Source organism: Streptomyces sp. NBC_01142 (assembly GCF_026341125.1).
Taxonomy (GTDB): Bacteria; Actinomycetota; Actinomycetes; order Streptomycetales; family Streptomycetaceae; genus Streptomyces.
This window is the reverse complement of sequence record NZ_JAPEOR010000003.1, coordinates 452198-474436: the sequence shown is the minus strand read 5'-3', so window position 1 is coordinate 474436 and position 22239 is coordinate 452198. Positions and strand designations below refer to the sequence as shown.

Sequence of the window (22239 nt, the reverse complement as noted above, 5' to 3'; positions counted from 1 at the left end):
GCTTCTCAGGAGGACTTGTTGTTCTCCCCGGCGGGCGCCGTCCGGCCGGCGGCCCACTCCTGGAGCGGCAGGCGGTGCGCGGCCGAGCCTCGCGCCGTCATGGCGGTCAGCAGCTCGCGCAACGAGGGAACGTCGGGCTCGGCCTCGCGGGCGCGGAAGCAGTACTCGTTCGAGATCTCGGCGTTCCAGCTCATCGTCTGATGGAGTTCACTCTTCAGCAGGCCGAGAAAGTCCTGTCGGCCGACGAACGCGTCGGCCTGGTCGCGCACCCGGCGGATCTCGGCGAAGGCCAGGTCGATGAGGTCGAGCCACTCCAGGACGGCGTCGGCCGCGTCGGCCGGGTCCGCCACACCGTAGGCGTTCAGGTGGCGCAGACGTGCGGTCAGCCCGGACAGTTGCTCGGGGAGCCGGGCCAGGAAACGGGCCAGGTACTTCGGGTTGCGGTTGGTGTTGCCGTACACGTGGGTCAGGCCCCGGAAGGTGTCAACACCGAGCTTGCGGGCGGCGATCAGCGCGGACTCGTGGTCGCCCTGTGCCCACATTCCGGCCAGGTCGCGGAAGTCCGGGTAGCTGCCGACCGCGGTACGGAACGCCGTGTACGCGACCTCGCCCGGGCGCACCTCACTCGCGATCTTCTCGAACTCGGCGGCGTTCGTCAGCGGGACGCCGTACGTGAGACGGGAGAGGAGGCGGAAGTCCACGGCCGAGGCCGCGAAGCCGGAGGACTTGCGGGCGCGGCTCTTCAGGTGCGCGTACAGCTGCGCGTGTGAGGCGAGCATGTCGGAGATCTCCTGGACCGTCCCGTACTCGACGTCCACTCCGAGCAGACTGTGGGGCAGGTAGTCGAAGCTGGCCTTCACCCGGTCACCGCTCGTGTAGTACCTCATGTGGCTCTCGCGGGGGAAGGTGTCACGGTGGAACCTCTCGTCCTTCGACTGCGCGATGACGCAGAAATCGAAGTCCGACGACGGGGTGCCCGACCCGTCCACGAGCGAGCCGGACAGCATCAGAATGTCGCTGTCAACGAGATGGATTTTCGCCAGCACAGCCTCCTCGTCAAAGTCGTCCATACCGTTGACCGCGGAAATGTGTGCACGGAAGGAGAGCACAGCTGCTCTGCCCCTCTCTGCCTGTGTGAAGTATTCCCGGCGCGGCCGGGCTGGTTTGCCGGGCGGGTTTGCCGGGCGGATTCCGCCGCTCGTCGCGCGTCTTCAGCGACCTGCGCCAAAGGCTCTCAGCTGCCGACTCGGCGTAGTGGATGACTCAACGTATGTGGATCACTCACCTCACATCAAGATCCGATTCGGCCGACCTGCGGGTGGATATGTGCCGTTGGCCATCCCTTTCGTATGTGGCTCCGGCAGTTGAATTGCCGGTCGGGGCTTATCGGGAAGAGTCCGGAATCCGGGCCGTGGGTCCGGATGGTTGGATAGCGTGTCCCGGTGACTTCGCTGAATCTCCGACACTCGGTGCGCGCGATCGTCCTGGACGAGGATGACCGCATGCTGCTCTGCCGGTTCGTCCTCCGGGAGGCGGCCGGGACGATCGTGCTGTGGGCCGCGCCCGGCGGAGGCGTCGCGCCCGGCGAGTCCCCGCTCGGCGCCCTGCGCCGGGAACTGCGCGAGGAGGTGGGGCTCACCGTCGCCTCCGATCCGCCTCATGCGTGGCATCAGGAGATCGTCGATCCCGGTGTGAGCACGGGGTACGACGGTGTCGTCAACGACTACTACCTCGTCCGCACCACGTCCTTCACCCCGCGCGGGGACCTGACCGAGGAGGAACTCGCCGCTGAGAACATCAGGGGCACGCGTTGGTGGCGGGCGCGGGACATCGTGGATCATCGCGGCCCGGACCTCTTCTCACCCCGCGACCTCGGCACCCCGCTGACCGCGCTGCTCACTGGCGGGGTTCCGGCCCGGCCGGTGAGGCTTGGCCTGTGAGGTGGTGAACCGGTGCGCGGTCCGGGCCCGGTACCCGCGCGCGGAGATGGTGGGCGAGCCGTTCCACCTGCCGGCGCACGTCGCGGAACTCGTACCGGAAACGGAAGGTCGGCAGCGCCGTCAGGGCGTCACGGGTGCGCCGGAGGCTTCCGCGGGCGGGCTCGTGGCCGAAGATGTTGAGGTGCTTGTTCGGCAGGCCCAGGACGTGTTTCTCCAGCAGTCCGTCCCGCTCGGACGGCGGCACGGAAGCCACCTCGGCCTCCGACGGGTCGTCGGTGAGACTCAGATGCACGAGCGCATCCACCTTGGCGGACTGCCCGATCTTCGTGTGCAGCAGGTCCGCGTACTCCCAGGGGTAGATGAGAGCCGTCCCGTGCTCCTCGACTCCCGACTCCCGCAGGCTCAGCAGTGTCCGGTTGGCGGGGTGGGTCAGCGAGGACCGCACGGCCTGCGCCCGGTCCCGCCCGAACAGCAGGTCCAGGGTGTCCAGTCGTACCGAGATGGACCGGGGCCACCCGGCACCCAGCACGCCGTTCCCGTCCTGCTCCGCCGTCAGGCTCACATCGTCGTTGCACACCATGACGCCCGAACCCTGCAGCACGCCGGCCATGATGAAAGAGGTCTTGCCCGCGCGGCTGCCGCCGACCAGGGCGACACCGAGGCCGTTCAGCTCGACGAGCCCGGCGTGGAGGAAAAGCACTCCCTGCCGGCTCGCTGCCGAGCGGTGCACCGCCCGGGTGGCCCGCAGGAGGGACTGGGTGACCCACGCCTCGCCTTGGGGGGCGAGGTGGAAGAAGGTTTTGCGGGCGTGATCGACCGCGTAGTCCACGGCCACTTCGCCCTGCGCGGCGACCGACTCCGGTACGGCGCTGTCCGGGGGCGCGGTGTCTGCGACCACCTGCCACGTACCCGGTCCGGAGGAGCCCGGTTCGAGGGTCAGGTAGGGACGCGCGAGACGGTCGATGTGCTCCGCCACCGACCGCGTGCACGTCAGGCCGGTGCTCGCGAAACGTGAACTGACGGTGTACCGGTGCGTCGGGCTGCTCGATTCCATTTCGTGTATCACCCCCGTGTCTGTGTACGGCCGGTCAGGTGACAGAGCCGAGGAGGATGCCAGTACCTGGGCCGCTCGGTCGATCATGACAAGGTTTCCGTGCCCTGTCCCGAGCGATTCCGCTGAGCGGAACGGACGTGGGAATCAGCCGTCGATTCCTGACGGTTGCGGGGGACGTGAGCCCCGGAACCGCAGATTTCCGCCGCACGTACGGGTCTTGGGCGACATCTGCCAAAGCCCTTGCCCAGGAAGACGTGGGTCATGGAGGACGTGGGTCATGGAGGACGTGGGTCGTGGTCCGCCACCAGCGGGCCACGGGTGTCCCATCCCAGTTCGCACAGTCCGCGGAAGAACCTGCCGTTGGACCGCGCGGCGGGAAAGGTCAGCAGCCGCACCAGATCGTCCGCCGCGGGTCCGGGATCGAGCGGGGCGGATTCCGTACCCATGTCCGTCCGTATCCAGCCCGGGCAGTAGGAGAAGGCGGACAGGTCTTTGGAGCCGGTCGTGAAGTGCCGGGCCACCGTGAGGACCAGGGAGTTGACCGCCAGCTTGGACGATCGGTAGGCGAACGCCGCCCCGTCGGCGTCCTGCAGCCTGCCCATCCCTGAGGAGACGCAGACGATCCGGCCCGATCCCCGCGCGAGCATCCGCGGCGCGAACTTGAGGACCAGCTGCGCGGTGCCGAAGAGGTTGACCTCGAAGGTGTCCCGCAGATCGTCCAACGAGAGTGAGAAGAGGTCGCCGTATCCGCCGCGGGGGTCGTCCAGATAGACCCCGGCGTTGTTGACGAGCACGTCGATGTCCTCGGCGGCGAACAGGTCGTCCGAGAGCGGTTCGCGCAGATCGACCACCTGGTAGTCGTCAAGGGCGTCGTTCCGCGGCGAGGCGGCCAGGCCCGCCCCCAGCACGCGGTAACCGGCCGCCTTGAGCGCGCGGCACAGGTGCACCCCCAGGCCGCGGGAGACACCGGTTACCAACGCACTCGGCATGGCGGCGAGCGTAGCCGGTTCGCCGGGACCTGTCTGCGGTGACCATCCGGCCGTAGCGAGCAGCCGACGGCAGCGGCGCACCCCACATGGGTTCGTACGTCGCTCTGCCCAACGGGACTGCGGTATAGGCTGGTTGGACCGAACCGGGACACCAAGGGAAGGGAAGGCGACAGATGCGCGGGCACCGGCTGCTCGTCACGGGGCCGAGCGGAGCGGGCAGCACGACACTGGGCCGCTTGCTCGCGAACCAGTGGGCGGTACCGCACGCGGAGGTGGACGACTACCTCTGGCTGCCGACCTCTCCGCCCTACACGCACAAGCGTCCCGTCGAGGACCGCCTCGCCCTGATGAACGCGCTGTTCGTGCCGCGCGCCGCCTGGGTGCTGTCCGGATCGCTGCGGGGCTGGGGCGACAGTGTCGTCGCGCAGGTGGAAGGTGTTGTTTTCCTGACCCTTGACGCGGACACCCGCATGGACCGGCTGAAGCGCCGTGAGGTCGTCCGGTACGGCGACACCATCGAGAACGGCGGCACCAACGAGGCAGCTCACCGCGACTTCATGGACTGGGCGCGAGGCTATGAGGACACCGAGGTCCCAGGCCGGCAGTCCAAGGACGAGCGCTGGCTGGCGCGGCTCACCTGTCCGGTGCTGCGGCTCGACGGCGCCCAGCCGATGGACCGACTGGTCACCGCGGTGACCGACTGGCTCGGCAGCGAGGAGCCCACGGGCGACCGCCGGCCATGACGGGTCCCGCACAGCTCACGGTCCGGCACGCCATGGAGCTCGTCGTGGCCGGTGACGCCGAGGCCCTTGAGGGCCGCGGCCTCAACTCGTCCTACCGGGTCACCGAGGGCGGCCGGGAACTCTCCGTGAAGGTGCACTGCGCGGACCGCTCCTCCGGTACCGAGTTCCGGCGCATCCTGCGCGTGGACGCGGCGCTGCGCGGGACGGCCTGGTACCCGCCGGTGCTCGACATGGGGTTCCACGCCGCGGGGCGCCCCCGGCTGGTGGTGATCCGACCGTACGCCCCGGGAGCGCCCTCGGACGACGCACGGCAGCACATCGTCCAGGTCGCCGGTGTTCTCGCGGACCTGGCGGCACGGGCGGGCGGGGTGGAGGCCGAGGAGGACCTGGTCGGTGACTACGCCTCGCCATGGGTATCCGGCGCGGAGCGGGAGCGCGCGCTCGCGGACCCGCTCCTGACCGGCGAGTGGCAAGGCCTCGCGCGGGCCATGGACGACCACCTCGGTGAACTCCGGAACAGTGCCGTGCGGCTGACACGTCCGGACGGCCTGGTGATCCATCACGGCGACCTGCACGGCCGGAACCTGATCTCCGGCAGCTCCCGGCCGCTGACTGTGATCGACTGGGACGAGGCCGGGTTCTCCCGTCGGCCGGCCGACGCGGGCAAGGCGCTGTGGCTCTCCTGCCGCCTCGGCCGCGGTGACTTCGTGCTGGACCCGCAGGCGCTCCACCGCTTCCTCACGCACCTGCACGCGCGCCTTCGTATGCCGTATGCGAGCGCCGCCGACCTGGCGCGGCTCGGCGCCCTGTGGTTCCTGCCGAGGCATGGCCATGTGACTCTGCTCGGGCAGCGCGACGTGAGCCTGGGGCCGTGGTACCTCGACTGGATCTCGCGCTTCTGGGCGCGGTTCCGGCAGAACCTGGACCTGCTCACCAGGACGGCGGCGGCGCTCGATACGGATGCGGACCGCGGCTGCTGACGGTCACGTCCCTAGCGCGCCCGGGCGTCGCGCCCGTACCGCGCCCCGGGAGCCGGTCACTTCCGTACGGCGCCTTGGAACTCGTCCGCCAGCTTCGCCACGTCGCCGGCGCTGCCCACGCAGCAGCGCAGCACGGGAAGTTTCGTCAGGTGCTCCAGGAAGGCGTCGATCGACGGGGGTGCCGCACGCCGTCGGACGGGCACGTTCAGCCAGTCCTCGCCGTACAGGTTGTCGTCGAGGGAGAAACAGTTCCTCTTCATCACTTCGGCGGCGTGGTCGAGCGTCGCGGGTTCGAGGGAGTACCCCGCCGTGAGATCGACCCGGGGCAGGATCACACCGGCGAGCGGGGCGTCCGGAACGACGCGGACGCCGAGATAGCGGCTGACCTCCTGGGAACTCAGCTTCAGCTTGTCCTCGCCCTGGAACCGGTCCCAGTCCGATTCCGGCGGCGGGAAGCCCGCGCGCACGGGCCAGGACCCGAAGTCGGTGACGCCCATGACGTCGAGCGACCCTTTGTTGATGGCGAGCGGCAGCGGACAGGCCGTCACCTGGTAGCCACTCCCCCGCTGGTCCAGGTGCATGCGGTCGTTGCCCATCCAGCCGGAGGAGGGCAGCAGCCGGGCCAGCGCGATGGCCGTGGTCGACTTGCCCGCCCCGGAGTCCCCGATCACCAGGTAGGCGCCACCGTCGTGGACGAACGCCGAGGAGTGCAGGATCAGGGAGCCCTCGGCCTTGGCGATCCGGGTGGCCACGTCGCGGATGATCCGGGTCAGCCACCTGTCGCCCAGACCCGACCGTGGACGTACGAGGGTGATGCGCCCCTCAGTGCGTATCAGGGCCGCCACCTCGTCGGAGTTCACGTCCTGGAGCGTGAAGACGGTGCAGGCGTCGCCGTCGAAACGCGGCAGCCGGTAGTGCCGGGTGAGTTCGTACTCGCCCCGCACAGCGGTGGCGGCCACCTCATGGAGCAGCTCGTGGATCTCGGCGGGGTCGCGGGTCAGATCGACCACGGTGAGGTCGGGCTCGGACGCGTGGGAGGTCTCGGTCACGCCCAGCATCCCCGGCGGACAGAAGGTCTCCGACACCAGCCCGCCGGCCTCGGCGGAGGTGGTGACGATCCTCAACGGCCGGTCCCGGACCAGCAGATACCGGGTGGTCGCACCGGCGGGGTCAACCGCGGCAAGTTCACTCACACGCATGGAGGCTCCAGAATGAATGGTCCGGTCGGTCGGAACACCGGCAGAGCCGGCTTGGCATCGGTCAGAACAGAGGGCAGGTCCGGGCGGTACCGCGGCGGAACACGGTCCAGGTGCGGAACCCGATGTCGCTGAGCACCCTGACCACTTCCGGGTACTGGTCACAGACGCGTTCGGGAACGTGCGCGTCGGAGGCGAAGGTGATCGGGACCTTGAAATAGTGGGCGCGTTCGAGGAGGTCGGACTCGGGATACCAGCCGCCGCACATCTTGGTGCCACCCGAGGTGTTGATCTCCATCACGGCACCGGAGTCCCGGATCGCGCGCAGCATCTCGTCGGCCGCGGCCGGCGCCGGGACGGCACCCAGCTTCGGGTGGTTGCCCTTCAACGCGTCCACGTGCCCCATGACGTGGAAGAGCCCGGACCGGGCGCATTCGGCTATTGCCCGGAAGTACCGCGCCTTGACGGCGGCGAGATCCTCCTCCTCGACGGTCTCCCAGCGGGTGACGTCGAAGATGTCCCGGCCCTCGAACATGTGGACCGACCCGATGACGTAGTCCAGCGGAAAGCCGCTCAGCGCCTTCGTGTACGGGTCCATGCGGCCGCTGAAGAAGTCGGCCTCGGTGGAGACGAGGATCTCGATGCTGTTCGCGAACTCCTCCTTCAACGCCAGGGCTTCGGCGATGTAGGAGGGGAACTCCGACTTCGGCATCGCCACCCGCGGCAGCGCGTGGTCCTCCTCGGCCGCGAACATCGGGGTGTGGTCGGACAGCCCCAGGACCTTGACGCCCTTGTCCAGCGCCGCCGTGACGTAGTCCCGCAGCGAGCCGGTGGCGTGCCCGCAGCGGTTGTGGTGAGTATGCAGATCGATCATGGCGTCATACCACCAAGTACCCGCCGTCCACGGGCAGATCGGCGCCCGTGATGAAACTCGCCTCGGACGACAGCAGGAAGGCGATCGGCGCCGCGACCTCGGCCGGGTCCGCGAACCGTTTGAGCAGGAACTTGCCGCCGTGTTCCGGAGCGGCCTCGGCCGCCGCCCGGTCGAGCCCGAGCGCCTCGCGGTGGTACCGCTCGTTGTTGGCGTTCCACACGGTTCCCGGGCTGACCGAGTTGACCCGGATTCCCCGGGGGGCCAGCTCCTCGGCGGTGCACCGGGTGAAGCCGAGCACGGCGGCCTTGCTGGTGTTGTACGTCAGGTAGCCGCTCTGGGCGATGTGCGCCGAGATGGACGCCATGTTCACGATCGCGGCGTCGGCGTCGCGCTCCGGCAGCCCGGCGACGAACTCCCGGATGACCAGGGAGAGACCGACGATGGTGGGATCGAACGCGGCGTGCCATTCCTCCGGGGTGGCCTCCAGGCCCTTGAAGACGAAGCCCGCGGCGAGATTCACCAGCAGCGTCGGCCTCGGCCAGCCGGCCGGGAGGCCCGTGAAGGCCGCCGCCACCGCCGCACCGTCCGTCACGTCGCCCACGGCCAACTGCACCTCATGGCCCCGCTCCCGCCATGCGTCCACCGCGGCCCGCCCGTGCTCGACGCTCTTGTCGTAGATCAGGACACGGCAGCCCTCTGCGCACAGCCGTTCGGCGACCGCGGCACCGATTCCCTGGGCACCGCCGGTTACCACCGCGGTGCGCTCGGCGAGTCCGCGCGCGAGACCGGTCATGTTCCCAAGCCCTTTCCGGTGGCGGCCCATTGCCGTACGCGGTCGAGGACCGCGTCGCGGCGAAGGTTCTCGGTGGCGCCGTGCGGGGCCACCGTCTCTCCTGAGTCCTCGGCGAGGTTGTGATCGGCGGCCAGTGCCGCCACCGCCGCCAGGGACACCCCGCGTCCGGCCAGTGACCGGCCGAACGCGGTGCTCTCGATGCCCTGTCCGTCGAGGGCGGCGAAGTACCGCCAGACCTGGAGCATCCCCTCCAGGTGGCCCGCCGACAGGTGGACGGCGTTGCGGCCCTCGGAGAGGGCGATCCCGTGTTCCCGGGCCAGCGTGCCCAGGGCGCCACGCAGCGACGCCGGGGCGGCGTCGGCCGGGTGGAGCGCCCCCAGAAGCTCGCCGCGCAGCTCGTCGATCTCGCGGTGGCTGTGGCATTCAAGGAGGCCGACCAGGGCCCCGGGGCCGGTGTAGCCCGCGGCCAGGGCCGGCAGAAAACCGTTCAGCACCGTGACCGGGCGCCCGTTCAGCTCGGTCACCGAGGCGTACGAGCCGGAGCCCAGCTTGTGGATGCCCGCCCCCCGGCAACGCTCCTCCAGGGCCGCCGGAGACAGGTCCGCCTCGCGCGTCATCGCCTCGTACGCCCCGAGGGCGTCGGCGGTCCGCGACGCGGTCATGAGTGACCCGAGTTCCCTGCGGGCACCGGAGTGCAGCGCCTCCGCCCCGTCTGCGGCGACCCGGTGCAGGCGCGGATAGTGCAGGAGCAGGTACCCGCGCCCGGCGAAGTCCTCGGCCGGCATCACGGCACAGCGCAGGACGCTCACGTCCCCCTGGCCGAGCACCCGTACCGTCTCTGCAAGCGCGTCGGTCGCGCGGACGGCGGTCATGACCTCGGGCTTGACCAGGACCACGAAGTGACTGCCGGTCCGAGGTGCCGGCGTCTTCGGGGGGCCCGTGCCGGAGCGCAGACCCGTGGCTTGTGCCCCGGCGACGAGGGCCCGGGCCTCCTCGCCGGTCACCACAGGGTGATGCCCGTCTCGATCAGCTCGACCGTCAGGTCGCCCGAGCCCGCGACCGCGGTCTCCACCAGGGGCTTCAGGGCCGGCTCGTCCGCGTCGGCGGTCGTCACGACGACCTCGTCCGGGCGCTCCAGCGGCGCCTCCTTGGAAGTGAAGATGTGCACCTGCGCCGGTCCGCCGAACTCCTCGTGCACCTGCCGGGCGAGCCGCATGGCCATGACGTTGTAGATCTTTCCGGTGTGGTCCAGCGGGTTCTTGCCCGCGGGCGCCTCGATGCTCATCGGGCGCATGGGGGTGATGAGTCCGTTGACCCGGTTTCCCCGGCCGACGACGCCCACGTCGCCGGTGTCCGCCACGGAGCCGAGCGCGGTGAGGTAGGGGCGGCCGTTGCGGTCGGTGGCGTTCATCAGCATGCGGAAGTCCCGGATGCCGAGTGAGCCGACGAACTCCTCCAGCTCCTTCTGGATCACTGCCTTGCGCGCCAGGTAGTGATCCATCGACTCGATACGGCCCGCGAGGAAGGGCATGTTGACGACCAGGCTGAACACGTCCTGCCGCCTGCTGCCGAATACCTTGACGTCCCAGCCGGTGTCCGCGTGCCGCTGCTTGAAGGCGGAACCGTTGATGAGGTTCTCCAGCCCCAGCACCACGTTCTCCAGGCGGGACAGCGGGGCGTAGCCGTGCAGCAGGTTGGTGTCGTTGGAGACCAGTCCGCCGGACCGCAGCGGGACCAGGTCCCGCGGTGACGCGGGCCGGTACCGCGAGAGACCGCGGCCCGAACCCTGGTGGTCCACCACGCCCAGTTCGACGACCAGGTGGCGGACGGCGTCGAAACCGGTGGTGACCTCGGCCAGTACATCGGCGGCGGCGCGGAACATCAGGTCCCGCACCGGGATCTCGATGGTGCCGACCCGGAAGGCCGCCTTGCCGAAGACCATCACCCGGTACGGCGAGGTGAGTTCACCCCGCCCGTAGTCGGTGTCCGCGCCACCGCCGTACAGCGTCACCTTGTCGAACCAGTGGTGGGCGATGCCACCGAACTCCTTGAGGCAGTGGAGGGAGTAGTAACGGGACATGCGCTCCGCCATGGCGTCGCACATGGTGTCCGGGTGTCCCACTCCCTTGCGCTCGACCAGCTCGTAGGGCAGGTCCTCGACCGATCGGGAGTCCCGTTGTATCGACAGCATTGACCGTCTCTCTTCTCGATGACCGGCGGGTGTCAGGAGGCGAAGTCCAGGAACGCGGTCCTCGCCTCCGATTCGGGCAGACCGCGCGGAGGACTCTTGAAGAGCAGGGGGGACGGGGCGTCAACCTTGCCGGACAGGCCGCGGTCGGTGGCGGTCTTCGCGGCGCGTACGGCGTTGGCGATGACACCGGCGGCGTTCGGGCTGTCCTCCACGGTGAGTTTGATGTCGATCTGCACCTCGGAACCGAGCACGGACGTCGCCCTGACGTTGGCGAAGCACACCTTTTTGTCGCCGAGGTGCCCGATGAAGCCGGTGGGGCCGGCCACACCGTCGACGTCGGTCATGCCCGCCGCGCGCAGCGCGTTGGCCTTCGAGGTGAACTTGGAGGCCGCGCGGCCGGCGTCCGCCAGGTTCAGGAAGTCCGTGTTGCCGCCGACGTTGAGCTGGTAGGTGCTGGCCAGCTCCAGGCCTCGGCTGAGCAGCAGTTCGATAAGGGCGGTGTGCAGGCAGGTGGCACCGAGATGGCTGCGCAGGTCGTCACCGAGGAGGACGACGCCCGCGTCCGCGAACCTGCGGCGGACGTCCTCGTCCCGGGCCAGCTCCTCGGGGGTGCAGTTCACGACGGCCACCCCGGCGGCGAGGGCCGCGTCCGCGAACATGCGGATCGCCTGGGAGGCACCCGTGGGCAACGCGATGACCAGGACTTCCACATCGTGTTCGACGAGGGCCTTGGCGACGTCCTCCTGGGTGGCGTCGCGAGCGGCGCCGGCGGGCTCCACGACGGAGCCGAGCGGCCCCGCGAGGCCGTCGAGGACCGGCGCCGCGAGGACCGGGGCGTTCCGGTCGTCGCCCAGCTCGATGAAGGCGGTCGCGGAGATGGCGGGAGCGGTGAAGGCTTCGGCCAGGGGGCGCCCGACCTTCGTCGCGTCCACGTCGAACGCCGCGACGACCCGCACGTCCGCGAGCCGGTAGCCGCCCACCGTGTGGCACATCAGGCCCGGAAGCCGGGTGTCGGGGTCCGCCTGGGCCAGGGCGACGAACTGGGTGAAGCTCCATGCGCAGTTCCCGGCGCCGGCGAGCGCAACACGTATGGGATTCATGACAGGTTGTTCCTTTCCACGCGAACACCAACTCCAACTCGGCTGCCTCGCCCGCACTTTCGGCGTCCCGGACGGGGGAGGAAGAACGTGGGCCGACGGCTTCCGGGGCGCCGCGGCGACGGCGTCCGGTGCCCCTCGCGCGCCGTCCCGGAGGGAGGCACCCCCGGGCGGTGGGCCGCGCACCATCGCCTCGTCTCGCGGCGCGGCGCCCGCGGCATGCGCGGCACGTCAGGCCTTCCACGGCCGGGGAACCCGGCGGGCAGAGGTCTCATGGGCCTCGGCCCAGCGCCGGATCGAGCGGAACAGGACCTGTGCCGTGTCCGCCACCCGGCCGGTGACTTCGAACGGTTCCGTGATCGACAGATAGCCCTGGTACGCGCGGAACGCGGTGACCCTCAGCAGCTGCGCCCGGTCCAGGTACTCCTCGGCGAACGGCAGGTAGAAGCGGTTCCACTGCTGGGGCGTGACATAGGGAAGCCGGTCCAGCAGAGGCACACCGTGCTCGGCACGCCAGGAGTTGAGGGCGTCCAGGACGGTGTCGAACGCCTCGTCCACCCGCTGGGCCCGGTCACCGCGCCCCAGGACCGACAGCCTGCGGCCCGCCGGTGGGCCGTCGGCGATCAGCCGTGCCACATGGTCGGCCACGTCGTCGGTGCTGACGATGTCCAGCAGCGCCTCCTTCTCCACCACCAGGGCCGGGACGGCGCCGCTGCACAGCGAGGAGGGCAGCCAGAAGAAGCCGCTGTAGCGGTCCAGCGCGCCGTCGGCCCTGGCCCCCATCACGATGGGGAAGCGGACGATGTCGGCGCTGTCCCGCTCGGCATGCAGCAGGCGTTCGGCCGCGGCCTTGGACCACTCGTAGGAGTTGCGGTAGGCGTCCGGGGAGTGCGAGGTGATGTCGCCCTCCAGGCCCGTGACGTAGGAGGAGGACAGGTGAACCAGATGGGTCTCGGAACCGATGAGGGACAGCACCGCGCGCAGCGGGGCGACGTTCGCCTCCTGGGCCTGCTCGGCGGGCAGGGTCCAGCGGGTGTCGGCGGCACAGTGGACCACCGCGCTCCACGGGCCGCGCAGCTCGGGTGCCGGTTCCTCCTGCCCGGCCCGCCAGGCGTACTCCCGCGGCCCCGCTCCGCCGCGGCGGCTCACGCCGTACACCCGGTGGCCCGCCGCGTGCAGCGCGCGCCGGACGGCGCTGCCCACGGCGCCGGTGGCGCCGGTCACCAGGATGCGGGCCGGCGCTGTCACGAGACCGCCGTGATCCGCCGCTCGATGGCGCGGAGCATGTGCTCGGAGTTCTCGCGCAGTGCCCTGGTGGCGACCGGGTTGAGCATGTCGGCCAGCAGCGGGATGCCGATCTCGAAGTCGACCGAGAAGGTGACCACCGAGGTCCCGTCCCCGCCGTCCTCGACCCGCCAGTACCCGTTGAACTCATCGAGGTCGCCGGAGACCTGGGTGAACGACATGACGCGCTTGTCCTCGTCGAGTTCGTCCTCTTCCACCCACTCCAGTACGGAGCCCTTGAGGAGCACCGACCACTCGCTGGTACGGGTGCCGGTGTCCGTCTCCCCGAGCACGGTCACCGACTCGACGTTTTCCATGTACGCGGCGTAGTCCTCCAGCCGGGTGACGGCATGCCAGGCGTCGGCCGCGGGGGCCTTGATCGGCAGATTGACCTCGACATGGGGCATGGCTGTGTGTCTCCTTCACGCGCGCAGGGTGGGGCCGGGCGGCTCAGCCGGCCGGGTCGAAGCTGATCTCACGCCCCGTACAGAAGGCGCCGACTGCCTCGTCGCAGGTCAGCAGCGACGGCGGATGGTGGTGGACGGCGAGCGAGTCGACCAGGAGGTTGGCGGCCTGCTGTCCGCGGCCGTAGAGGCGGCTGCCGATGACCGGGGTGACGGCGGTCAGCACCCGGTCGCGGGTGTCGCTGAGCGAGGCGCGCAGTCCCACCGCCGAGGCCAGTGCCGCCTGCCCGCCGATCGCGCCCGACTCGACGTCCGCGCCGAGCTGGCGGCAGGCGCCCCCGAGCGTCAAAAGCTCCCGGGTGGCGCGGCCGAGCAGGGCGGTCCTCGGCCCGAACGTGCCCGCCCCGGTCACCTGGCGGTATGCCACGTCCAGCAGCCCGCTGAGGACGCCGTGGTACGTGGCGCTCAGCAGCACGGCGAACCACGCCATGCCGGAGATGACGTTGTCGTCGATGACGTCGGCGGGGCCCCGGTGGAAGACGAGCCGGTCGTCCAACTCCACGTCGCGCAGAACCAGCCGGGCCGTGTCGGAGTCCGTCATGCCGAGCGAGGGCCACTCCCCCTCGACAGCGAGGCCCGGGGACGAACGGGGGCACAGCGCGAGGATCGTCTCGTCGGTCCCGGTGACGCGGGCCGTCAGACACACCAGAGTGGCCGTGGTGGCGAGCGAGCAGGGGTACTTCACGCCCGTCACCCGGTAGCCCTTGGCGGTCTGGACGGCTTCGGAGCGGCTGCTCATGAAGTTGGGGCTGCCGCCCGGCTCGGCGAACGCGGACGCGACCAGGGCGCCGGACCGGGCGATCCCTTCCAGCAGCATCCAGCTCGTGTCCCGGTGCCGTCTCCAGTAGTCGGCCATCAGCCCCACCGTGAAGGCGTGCATGTTCAGGGCGACGGCGGCCGAGGGGTCGGCCATGCCCAACGCGCGCTGTGCGGAAGCCACTTCCACCAGACTCGCGCCCGCGCCGCCGAACTCCTGCGGGATCGGCAGTGCCGCGTAACCGCCGGCGGCGAGGTCACGGATGCGCTCGGCGCCGGTGGCGCCCTCACGGGCGGGGGCGGGCCTCCAAGCCGTGCTCCAGCCGGCGTTGAGCAGGGCCCGGTGCGGTGCCTCGCCGTCGCCGGGGTGCCCGGCTCCGTCCTCGGCCGCCCTGGTCATGCTGCTCCCTTCCGGGTCCGGTGCAGTGTGGCCCGGCCTGCCGTCCGGATGCGGGCGGCCCGTCTCCCGGGCCGCGCGTCCGGGCGGCCGGGGGGCTGAGAAGGCGGGCGGCGCCCCCGCACGTCGGCTGCTACGGCTTCGGGGAGGGCGGTTGGCGGCGAGAGGGACTGCACGTATCGACTCCTTCCGCACGGCGCGCGGAGCGGTGAGGACGCAAGGGTGAAGACAACCGAATGGGGTGCCCGCACGGGATCAGCGGGCGGTACCGGGAACCCTAGGCAGATCGTGCGGCTGAAATCAGCGAGTGTTTCTTTGTGCGGAACACCGGATCTCCCCGGGTGCGAGCGGGCCGGAGGAATCGCCGGTTCTCACAGTTCCAGCAAGGTGAAGAGTTCCGTCAGATCGGGATCGCCGGGATCCACATGCACGGTGTCCCAGCCGAGCGCGGCGGCCGGCGCGATGTCGGTCTCCTCGGAGTCGCCGACCATCACGCGCCGTTCGAAGTCGCCCTCCCCGATCAGCCGGAACGCGCGGGGGTCGGGTTTCTTCGGTCCGCCGTCCGCGGTGAACAGCGCCCGGTCGTACACCTCGGGCACTTTCAACTGGTGAAGCAGCCTTCGCATCAGGTTGCCCGGCAGATAGCAATTGGACATCAGCCGGACGGTGTGGCCGGCGGCGGCGCTCCGGCGCATCGCGTCCGCCGTCGGCTCGCACAGCGCGTACTGGCCGGGGTCCGCGCAGCCGAGCGCGTGCCACAGCGCCTTCTCCATGTCGGCTCTCTCCCGCGGCTGCCCCTGCTCCCCCAAGGCCGCGTCCAGCAGGGCCATGGTGGGCGGCTGGAGCGCGGACCGGTCCGACATCGCCGCGAACACGGCGGTGAAGACCGTGTGCACGACCTGGCCAGCGCACCGCTGGTCCAGCGCCAGCACATCGGCGAGGCAGGCGGTGTACGTCTCCGGGCCCGGCAGTGGCCGGGACATGACGATCGTGTCGAAGCAGTCGAAGACCACGGCGGCGGGCATGGCTGTCCCTTTCTGACTCTGATGTCGCACGGTCGATGCCGCACGGCGGCTGCCGGCCCGGTGGCTGCAGGGGCGCGTCGGCCGGACGGTCACCGGCGCACGGCGCGAAGCCCGGCCGCTTCAGGACCAGGAGAGCTTGCGGTGGTCGGTACGGAAGAAGGCCAGGGTCACGACGGTGAGACCCGCTGCGAAGGCGCACAGCACGCCGGCCGGGAGCAGGACCGCGCCCACACCGCCGCCGTCGAGGATGACGGTGGAGAAGCCGCGCATCGCCCAGTAGCTGGGCACCCCGGGAGCGAGCGGGCGGGCCCAGTCCGGCAGCGCGGACTGCGGTGTCAGCGCGCCGCCGAGCCCGGCGAAGAGCAGCGCGAGGAGGTTGGCGAAGACACTGAGCTGGGAGATCGTGCGGCACAGCGCCACCAGCGCCATGCCGACCATGACCACGCACAGCGCCAGCGGCACGCCCACCACGACCAGCGCCAGGTACGAACCGGTCACCCGCAGCCCGAACAGCAGCCCGCCCATGGCGAAGATCACGGCGAGCTGGACCACCGCGACCGCCAGCGGCACCACCAGTCGGCCGACCACCAGCTCGAACGGCCGCGCAGGTCCGGCCCGCAGTCGGTCCCAGGTGTTCCAGCCGTGCTCCCGGAACATCGCGAAGCCCACGATGGTCACGAGGAAGAACAAGAACATGACCGCCATGCCGGGCACGCCCTGTTCGGCGCCGGTGGCGCCGTGCACGTCGTCGGCCCGCAGCGCCGCGCGGAACAGCGGCTGCATGAAGCTCATGATGAGGAGCGGCATGACCGTACGGACGATCAGCGGCGCGGGATCGCGCGCCAGGAGTCTGCCGTCCTGCCGGACCAGCGCGGCGATCCGGCCCAGTGACCCGTCACCCATGGCGTCCCGCCTCGATGGTCTGTTCTCCGGACGGCAGCGGACCGTCGCCGATTTCTCCGGCCCGCCCGTCCCCCTCCGTTCCCGTGGCCCGCCCGTCCCCGTCCTTTCCCACGGCCCGCCCGTCCCGTCCCGGGTCCGCGGCGTCCGTCGCCGCCGCCGGGGTGCCGGCGGGGTCCGGTCCGTCCGCGTACCCCCGTCCGGTCAGGCGCAGGAAGACACTCTCCAGACTGGGCTGCACCACCCGCAGGTTGACCAGCCGCCGCGCCGACTCGCCCAGGGCCGAGAGCACTTCGGGTGCCGCCAGGTGCGGCTGCTCGACGCGGACGCGCAGCACACCGGCCTCGTGGGTCACCGGCCAGGGCAGGCGCAGCGACGGCGGATCGCTGGAGAAGGTCAGCTCCACGGCGCTGTCCCCGTGGCTTCGCACCAGCTCCCGGAGCGTGCCGCGCGCGATCATGCGGCCGTGGTCCAGTATGGCCACACTCGCGTCGAGCGCCTCGACCTCGGCGAGGTAGTGCGTGGAGTAGCAGACGGCCGTACCGTCAGCGGCCAGCTCCCGGACGAACGCGATGAGCCGGGCCCGGGTCTCCACGTCCACGCCCGCGGTGGGCTCGTCGAGCAGGAGCAGCTTCGGCCGGTGCAGCAGGGCCATCGCGGTGTGCACGCGCCGCTGTTCGCCTCCGGAGAGCCGGGAGACCCGGCGGTCGAGCAGGTCGGTCAGCCCGAGTGGTTCGGCGACCTCCTCGGTCCGCAGCCGGACGTTTCGGCCGCGCAGACCGGCCAGCTCCGCGAAGAACCGCAGGTTCTGCCGCACGGTCAGCGGCGGGTAGACGCCCAGTTCCTGGGGGGCCAGGCCGAGTTCACGGCGGGCCCGGCGCGGGTCGCGGACGGGTGAGAAGCCCCGTACCTCGATCTCTCCCGCATCCGGCCGAAGGAGTCCCGCCACCAGGGACATCAGAGTCGTCTTGCCCGCGCCGTTGTGTCCGAGAAGGCCCACGATCTCGCCCTCGGCGATGTGGAGGGCAACGTCCTCCAGAGCAGTCGTACCGCCGTACCTCTTGCTGACTCCGCGCAGGGCCAGTGCCGGTACCCGGTCGCCACCGGCGCGCTGGGGCCCCGGATCAGTCGGCACGGCGCGTCCAGGCGTCCGGCAGCAGGTCGGGCAGGCCCACGCGCTGCAGCAGCGGCTGCCAGGTGCGGGCCAGCTTGAAGCCCTTCATCAGGCCGCTCCCGGACCGCACGTCGGGCAGCGGCTCGCGGTAACCCAGAAGTGCCTCGGTGTCCCGCAGATGACCGCGGAGCCTGTCCAGCCACTCCTCGCCGCTCTCGCTCACGGCCTCCCGGCCCTCCGCGGCAAGGATCAGCCCCGCCTCGACCTCCTCTGCCGGGACCCCGGCGAAGGGGTCGAAGCCCACCTCGTCGCGGCCGTAGCTCAGTTCGCCCTCGGTACGCAGCCCGCGTACGGACAGGGAGAACTGCATCAGGTCGTAGGCCATGAGGACGGCGACCTCGGTCTGTCCCGCGGCGACGGCACCCTCGATGTCCTCCAGGCGGGCCCGGCAGCCGAGCAGCAGACGGGCCGCGCCGTGGGCGCGGAAGGCGAGCAGCCGCCGCAGGTCGGCCGGGGGGGCGTCGGCCCGCGCCGGGGACCTCCCGGGGGCCGCGTCGGTGGTCGCGGGCGGGCTGGGGCGCGTCAAGCGGGCACCTCCGGGTCGGGGTGTGCGACACCGAGCCACACCATGTCGTGCACGAAGAGGGGCAGCAGGTCGTCCGGGGGTGAGGTTCCGGCCGGGCCCGACCAGATGACCGCGTCGCTGCCCTCGGGCGGCAGGTCCCGTCGCGAGATCTCCAGGGCGCGCAACTGCCAGCGGTCCACGACCGTGCGGTCGTCCAGCACCGTCGTCCCGATGCCGGTGGACCAGCGCAGTACCGCGTGCAGGGGTGCGGCGTCACCGATCAGGCGCTCGATGGCGGCGAGGCAGTAGGGGACCCGTTCGCGGGGCGCGAGCGGAGGCGTCAGCGTGTCGCGGAGCAGGGCCAGTCCCTCGTCGTCCCCGAGCACCTTGAGTTTCTCGCCCACCCACTTGGCCGCGAAGTACAGCTCCCCGGCCGCCGCGGCCCGTGCGTTGAGCGCGGCGACCACGGCCTCCCGGGCGCGGACCGCCGCTGCCATGGGCCTGGCGTCGAGCAGCCAGCGGGCGGCCTGCGCGAGCCGGTGCGCCTCCACCGTCCACCACTGCTCCACCACCTCCACCAGCCCCGGGCGGCGCAACTGCGCGTGCCAGGCGTCCCACGGCGGCGAGGCGATCAGCGGCAGTCCGAGCGCCAGCCGGTTCGCGGTGTTGAGGGCGCGGCGCCGGTGGTTCCAGGCGTCCTCGGTGACCGTGGCGAACCGGGGCCAGGGCTCGGCGGTCAGCTCGGCCGTGCTGTCCCGGACGGCGCTCGCCCGCCGGATGTTGACGTCGATCAGCGTGCCGTGTTCGTGGGACTGGATGGGAAAGCGGGTGAGCCTGTCGTTCTCCACGAGGACGAGCAGGTCGAGATCGCTGCGGTGGTTGCCGAAACCGGCGAGCACCGATCCGGCCGCAACCGCGAGCGCCGGTGTGCCCACGCCCTGGTCGGCTTCCTTGCGCACCGCGTCCCTGCTGATTCCGCGCTGTTCCAAGAACGTGTCGAGACGCTTTTCCAGGGTGCCGGAATCCGGGAAGGCGACGGCGCCGGCTGACGTGGTCTCCATGCGGTCGGTGCACCTTTCGGATGCGGACGGCGACGGTGCGGCGGGCTCTGCCCGGGGCCGTGTCCCCGGTGGTCTCCGGGGCCCGGTGGTCTCCGGGGCCCGGTGGTCTCCGGGGCCCGGTAATCCCGCAACCCGGCGCAGCCTCTCAAGCGCCGCGGGTCCGGATCAACGAACGTTCCGGCAGCCGGAACGCGACTTCTCACCGGCGTGGACCGGGGGCTACAAGTTGACCGAACGGATTCGACTCCCGCCTCCGTCCGCCGAGTCCGCCGCGCCTGACGGCCCGCCGGGTGCGTGGCATTCGCCACGGATCCGCAGGGAGCGCGCGGCCCGTACGTACGTGGTGCGGGCGCGCGGCCCGGGTGCGGGGCGGGATCAGATCTGCCGGACGAGGAGAGGACGGTCCCGATGACCGCGACCGCCAGGCACGGGACCGCCCGGGCTGCGCTCGACGCGACACGCAGACACCTCTCGCCCCAACTGGCCCTCGTCTACGGCATGAACGGCTCCGGCGCGATCGAGATGAGCGGCGAGGGGGCCCGCCTGCGGCTGTCCGACGGCCGCAGCGCGCTCGACTTCGGCAGCTACGCGGTGACCCTGCTCGGACAGCGCCACCCCGCCGTCGTCGCCGCGGTACGCCGTGAGCTGGACACGATGCCGGTGTCCACCCGCGTCCTGGGCAACCGCACGACCGCCGATCTCGCGGCGGCGCTGGCGGCCTGGACCGACCCGGAGCGGCTGACGAAGGTGTGGCTGGGGCTGAACGGCTGCGACGCCGTCGAGGCGGCGCTCAAGCTGGCGCGCCTCGCCACGGGCCGCACCCGCGTCGTCGCCGTCGAGGGCGCTTACCACGGCAAGTCCCTCGGCGCCCTCGCGGCGACCTGGAACGCGCGCTACCGCCGCTCGCTCGAACCCCTGCTCGGCGGTGTGACCCACATGGCGGCGGACACGTCCGCGATACCCGGCGCTTTCGCGGACGGCGAGGTGGCCGCCGTCCTCGTCGAGCCCGTCCAGGGCGAGGGCGGCGTACGGCCGTTGCAGCCCGGGTTCCTGCGGGCCCTCGCGGACGCGGCGCACGAGCACGGCGCCTTCCTGATAGCCGATGAGATCCAGACCGGACTGCGCAGATGCGGGCCCCGGCTTGTCAGTACCGACGCCGGGGTACGGCCCGACGCCGTGCTGCTCGGCAAAGCCCTCGGCGGCGGTGTGCAGCCGCTGTCCGCCGTGGTGGCCACGCCGGAGCTGTACGCGCCGCTGACCGCCGACCCGTTCGTGCACACCACGACTTTCTCCGGACATCCGCTGGGCGCGGCGGCCGGCGTCGCGACGCTCACGGCGGTCGAGGAACTCGCACCGCGCGGCGAGCGGCTGGCGGAGCTGGTCGCCTCCGGACTGGCACGCATCGCTGGGCACCACCCCGCTCTGATCGCGGACGTACGCGGCCGGGGACTGCTGTGGGGCGTGGAGTTCACCACTCCCGCCGTGGCCGGAGACGTCTTGATGGAACTCGGGCGCAATGGCCTCGTGGTCTCGCCCTGCCTGGGGCAGCCGGAGGTGCTCCGGCTGCTCCCGCCGCTGGTCGCCACGGACGAGGACGCCGAGGAGGCGCTCGCCATTCTGGACGCCGTCTGCGCCGCGGTGCCCGACGAATTCCGCCCTCCGGCCCCGGCAACGCCCTGAGCCGGGCCCGAGCCCCGCTCCGGGCCGGTACCCCGGCCCGGGGCCGATCGCAGGACCGTACGCACCGAGGAGCATCGCTGTGCCGAACACCGAGTCCTTCGCGGCTCTCGCCGCCCCAGCCACTCTCGCCGCCCTCGTGCCCGAGGGGCCGCGGTGACCGCGGAGCCGGGCGCCGGGCCCGGGCCCGGTGCCCCGCATGGTCAGCGCGGCGTCCAGTACCGCTACCACCGGGAGCTGTTCCCCGCGCTGCACGACTGGGAGCGCACCGAGCGCTCCATCGTCGAGTTCACCGGCGAGGACGGGCCCGGCGGCCTGCTCGGCCTCGACCAGATGGGCCACTTCGGACCACAGGGCTGCGACCTGGTCGCCGACGCCGTCGTCGCCGGGGGCGCCGGTGCGCACGGCGGTACCACGGTGGACCTGTGCGAGCTGGGCAGCGGTTTCGGCGGCGCGCTGCGGTACACGGTGGACCGGCTCACCGCGGGCGCAGTTGTCGTACGGCGCGCCTACGGCGTCGATCTCGTCGCCGAGCACTGCGCGGTCAGCCGCCGCATCAGCCGCGCGCAGGGACGCGAGGGGATGACGGACATCTGCGCCTCCGCCACCGCTGTTCCCCTGCCCGACGCCTCGCTCGACGTCGTGGTGGTGACGGGATCGATGCCGCATTTCCCCGAGCCCGGCGAGGTCATGCGCGAGGCCGGGCGGCTGCTGCGCCCCGGCGGACTGCTTGTCCTCAGTGAGGAGGTGAGCCTGACGCCCGGCGACCTGGCGCCGTCCACCGCGTTCCGCGCGACCCATCCGTGCGAGGTCTTCTTCACCACTCCCCTCGCCGACCGCCTGCGCCAGCTCGACGACGCCGGCTTCGTCGACGTGGCACGGCGTGACCTGACGGAGTGGGCCGTAGCGCTGCTCGCCGACCGGCTCAAGGTGGTACGGATCTTCCGCGGCAGCGTTGCCGGGATCTACGGGTCCCCATCGGCGGACCTCATCCGGGACACCCTGATGGCGGCCCGCGAGGAGTATCTGGCAGGGCGGTTGCTGCCTGCTCTGTTCACGGCACGGCGGGGCTGACGTGGCGCCGCGTCCGCCGCGCCGGCCGCCCCCATGCGACCCGGCGTACCCGCGAGGCGGGGCTG

The 22239-nt window shown here is 71.3% G+C and carries 22 protein-coding genes; 5 read left to right on the top strand and 17 right to left on the bottom strand.

All coding sequences use genetic code 11. From position 1 onward, the window contains the following. Positions 1-5: 5 nt before the first annotated feature. Positions 6-1070 (bottom strand): hypothetical protein, encoded by a 1065-nt coding sequence (locus tag OG883_RS36250; RefSeq protein ID WP_266550797.1) that lies wholly within the window; start codon positions 1068-1070, stop codon positions 6-8. A gap of 372 nt (positions 1071-1442) precedes the next feature. Here OG883_RS36250 and OG883_RS36245 point away from each other — a divergent pair, with 372 nt between their 5' ends. Continuing rightward, positions 1443-1940 carry an NUDIX domain-containing protein gene (locus OG883_RS36245; RefSeq protein WP_266550795.1) on the top strand — a complete coding sequence of 166 codons (498 nt, stop codon included), beginning with the start codon at positions 1443-1445 and terminating at the stop codon, positions 1938-1940. On the opposite strand, the gene OG883_RS36240 is transcribed toward OG883_RS36245, so the two are convergent. Together OG883_RS36240 and OG883_RS36235 are read right to left on the bottom strand one after the other, a co-directional pair. Beyond that, the gene (locus OG883_RS36240) at positions 1897-2994 is read right to left on the bottom strand and encodes a hypothetical protein (protein WP_266550793.1); all 1098 of its coding nucleotides are present in this window, start codon (positions 2992-2994) and stop codon (positions 1897-1899) included. The two genes, OG883_RS36245 and OG883_RS36240, sit on opposite strands and share 44 nt — an antisense overlap. A 275-nt stretch (positions 2995-3269) precedes the next feature. Then, a complete protein-coding gene (locus OG883_RS36235; protein ID WP_266550791.1) occupies positions 3270-3983 on the bottom strand; it encodes an SDR family NAD(P)-dependent oxidoreductase in 714 nt (237 codons plus the stop codon). A 173-nt stretch (positions 3984-4156) separates the two neighbouring features. Between OG883_RS36235 and OG883_RS36230 the strand changes: the two genes are divergently transcribed. Further along, positions 4157-4726, top strand: a complete 570-nt coding sequence (locus OG883_RS36230; RefSeq protein ID WP_266550789.1) for an AAA family ATPase — start codon at positions 4157-4159, stop codon at positions 4724-4726. Further along, complete coding sequence (locus OG883_RS36225; RefSeq protein ID WP_266550787.1) at positions 4723-5706, top strand: phosphotransferase; 984 nt, start codon at positions 4723-4725, stop codon at positions 5704-5706. The genes OG883_RS36230 and OG883_RS36225 overlap by 4 nt, the downstream gene beginning before the upstream one ends. Before the next feature lie 56 nt (positions 5707-5762). Here OG883_RS36225 and OG883_RS36220 read toward each other — a convergent pair whose 3' ends face one another. The 14 genes from OG883_RS36220 to OG883_RS36155 all read right to left on the bottom strand — a co-directional run bounded on the left by OG883_RS36220 (position 5763) and on the right by OG883_RS36155 (position 19423). Beyond that, entirely contained in the window at positions 5763-6899 is a 1137-nt protein-coding gene (locus OG883_RS36220) for a hypothetical protein (protein WP_266550786.1), read from the bottom strand. A gap of 67 nt (positions 6900-6966) precedes the next feature. Next, complete coding sequence (locus OG883_RS36215; RefSeq protein WP_266550784.1) at positions 6967-7776, bottom strand: histidinol-phosphatase; 810 nt, start codon at positions 7774-7776, stop codon at positions 6967-6969. Positions 7777-7780: 4 nt separating this feature from the next. Then, positions 7781-8569, bottom strand: a complete 789-nt coding sequence (locus OG883_RS36210; RefSeq protein WP_266550782.1) for an SDR family NAD(P)-dependent oxidoreductase — start codon at positions 8567-8569, stop codon at positions 7781-7783. Further along, complete coding sequence (locus tag OG883_RS36205) at positions 8566-9573, bottom strand: hypothetical protein (RefSeq protein WP_266550780.1); 1008 nt, start codon at positions 9571-9573, stop codon at positions 8566-8568. The genes OG883_RS36210 and OG883_RS36205 overlap by 4 nt, the downstream gene beginning before the upstream one ends. Next, entirely contained in the window at positions 9570-10760 is a 1191-nt protein-coding gene (locus tag OG883_RS36200) for a methionine adenosyltransferase (protein WP_266550778.1), read from the bottom strand. Before OG883_RS36200 ends, OG883_RS36205 begins: the two co-directional genes overlap by 4 nt. A 32-nt stretch (positions 10761-10792) precedes the next feature. After that, complete coding sequence (locus OG883_RS36195; protein WP_266550776.1) at positions 10793-11860, bottom strand: inositol-3-phosphate synthase; 1068 nt, start codon at positions 11858-11860, stop codon at positions 10793-10795. Positions 11861-12088: 228 nt separating this feature from the next. Next, positions 12089-13105, bottom strand: coding sequence for an NAD(P)-dependent oxidoreductase (locus OG883_RS36190; protein ID WP_266550775.1), 1017 nt, complete (start codon positions 13103-13105; stop codon positions 12089-12091). Further along, positions 13102-13548, bottom strand: coding sequence for a type II toxin-antitoxin system RatA family toxin (locus tag OG883_RS36185; protein ID WP_266550773.1), 447 nt, complete (start codon positions 13546-13548; stop codon positions 13102-13104). Before OG883_RS36185 ends, OG883_RS36190 begins: the two co-directional genes overlap by 4 nt. A gap of 43 nt (positions 13549-13591) precedes the next feature. Then, on the bottom strand, positions 13592-14761 hold the full coding sequence (locus OG883_RS36180; RefSeq protein ID WP_266550771.1) for an acyl-CoA dehydrogenase family protein: 1170 nt from the start codon (positions 14759-14761) through the stop codon (positions 13592-13594). 368 nt (positions 14762-15129) lie between these two features. Further along, positions 15130-15783: an HAD family hydrolase gene (locus OG883_RS36175; RefSeq protein WP_266550769.1), complete on the bottom strand. Its 654-nt coding sequence runs from the start codon at positions 15781-15783 to the stop codon at positions 15130-15132. 120 nt (positions 15784-15903) lie between these two features. Beyond that, positions 15904-16686 (bottom strand): ABC transporter permease, encoded by a 783-nt coding sequence (locus OG883_RS36170; RefSeq protein ID WP_266550767.1) that lies wholly within the window; start codon positions 16684-16686, stop codon positions 15904-15906. Then, on the bottom strand, positions 16679-17818 hold the full coding sequence (locus tag OG883_RS36165; protein WP_266550765.1) for an ABC transporter ATP-binding protein: 1140 nt from the start codon (positions 17816-17818) through the stop codon (positions 16679-16681). The genes OG883_RS36170 and OG883_RS36165 overlap by 8 nt, the downstream gene beginning before the upstream one ends. Beyond that, a complete protein-coding gene (locus tag OG883_RS36160) occupies positions 17808-18383 on the bottom strand; it encodes a hypothetical protein (protein ID WP_266550764.1) in 576 nt (191 codons plus the stop codon). Before OG883_RS36160 ends, OG883_RS36165 begins: the two co-directional genes overlap by 11 nt. Further along, positions 18380-19423: a hypothetical protein gene (locus OG883_RS36155; RefSeq protein WP_266550763.1), complete on the bottom strand. Its 1044-nt coding sequence runs from the start codon at positions 19421-19423 to the stop codon at positions 18380-18382. The genes OG883_RS36160 and OG883_RS36155 overlap by 4 nt, the downstream gene beginning before the upstream one ends. A gap of 408 nt (positions 19424-19831) precedes the next feature. Between OG883_RS36155 and OG883_RS36150 the strand changes: the two genes are divergently transcribed. Next, positions 19832-21103 carry an aspartate aminotransferase family protein gene (locus OG883_RS36150; protein WP_266550762.1) on the top strand — a complete coding sequence of 424 codons (1272 nt, stop codon included), beginning with the start codon at positions 19832-19834 and terminating at the stop codon, positions 21101-21103. 153 nt (positions 21104-21256) lie between these two features. Further along, positions 21257-22174, top strand: a complete 918-nt coding sequence (locus OG883_RS36145; protein ID WP_266550760.1) for a class I SAM-dependent methyltransferase — start codon at positions 21257-21259, stop codon at positions 22172-22174. The last annotated feature ends 65 nt before the right edge of the window (positions 22175-22239 follow it).

What these genes read in the sequence shown, in the direction of transcription:
- OG883_RS36200 (WP_266550778.1), bottom strand. Translation starts at nt 10,760, where the DNA reads ATGCTGTCGATACAACGGGACTCCCGATCGGTCGAGGACCTGCCCTAC.
- OG883_RS36185 (WP_266550773.1), bottom strand. Translation starts at nt 13,548, where the DNA reads ATGCCCCATGTCGAGGTCAATCTGCCGATCAAGGCCCCCGCGGCCGAC.
- OG883_RS36235 (WP_266550791.1), bottom strand. Translation starts at nt 3,983, where the DNA reads ATGCCGAGTGCGTTGGTAACCGGTGTCTCCCGCGGCCTGGGGGTGCAC.
- OG883_RS36155 (WP_266550763.1), bottom strand. Translation starts at nt 19,423, where the DNA reads ATGGAGACCACGTCAGCCGGCGCCGTCGCCTTCCCGGATTCCGGCACC.
- OG883_RS36150 (WP_266550762.1), top strand. Translation starts at nt 19,832, where the DNA reads ATGACCGCGACCGCCAGGCACGGGACCGCCCGGGCTGCGCTCGACGCG.
- OG883_RS36170 (WP_266550767.1), bottom strand. Translation starts at nt 16,686, where the DNA reads ATGGGTGACGGGTCACTGGGCCGGATCGCCGCGCTGGTCCGGCAGGAC.
- OG883_RS36250 (WP_266550797.1), bottom strand. Translation starts at nt 1,070, where the DNA reads ATGGACGACTTTGACGAGGAGGCTGTGCTGGCGAAAATCCATCTCGTT.
- OG883_RS36195 (WP_266550776.1), bottom strand. Translation starts at nt 11,860, where the DNA reads ATGAATCCCATACGTGTTGCGCTCGCCGGCGCCGGGAACTGCGCATGG.
- OG883_RS36240 (WP_266550793.1), bottom strand. Translation starts at nt 2,994, where the DNA reads ATGGAATCGAGCAGCCCGACGCACCGGTACACCGTCAGTTCACGTTTC.
- OG883_RS36215 (WP_266550784.1), bottom strand. Translation starts at nt 7,776, where the DNA reads ATGATCGATCTGCATACTCACCACAACCGCTGCGGGCACGCCACCGGC.
- OG883_RS36230 (WP_266550789.1), top strand. Translation starts at nt 4,157, where the DNA reads ATGCGCGGGCACCGGCTGCTCGTCACGGGGCCGAGCGGAGCGGGCAGC.
- OG883_RS36210 (WP_266550782.1), bottom strand. Translation starts at nt 8,569, where the DNA reads ATGACCGGTCTCGCGCGCGGACTCGCCGAGCGCACCGCGGTGGTAACC.
- OG883_RS36180 (WP_266550771.1), bottom strand. Translation starts at nt 14,761, where the DNA reads ATGACCAGGGCGGCCGAGGACGGAGCCGGGCACCCCGGCGACGGCGAG.
- OG883_RS36175 (WP_266550769.1), bottom strand. Translation starts at nt 15,783, where the DNA reads ATGCCCGCCGCCGTGGTCTTCGACTGCTTCGACACGATCGTCATGTCC.
- OG883_RS36225 (WP_266550787.1), top strand. Translation starts at nt 4,723, where the DNA reads ATGACGGGTCCCGCACAGCTCACGGTCCGGCACGCCATGGAGCTCGTC.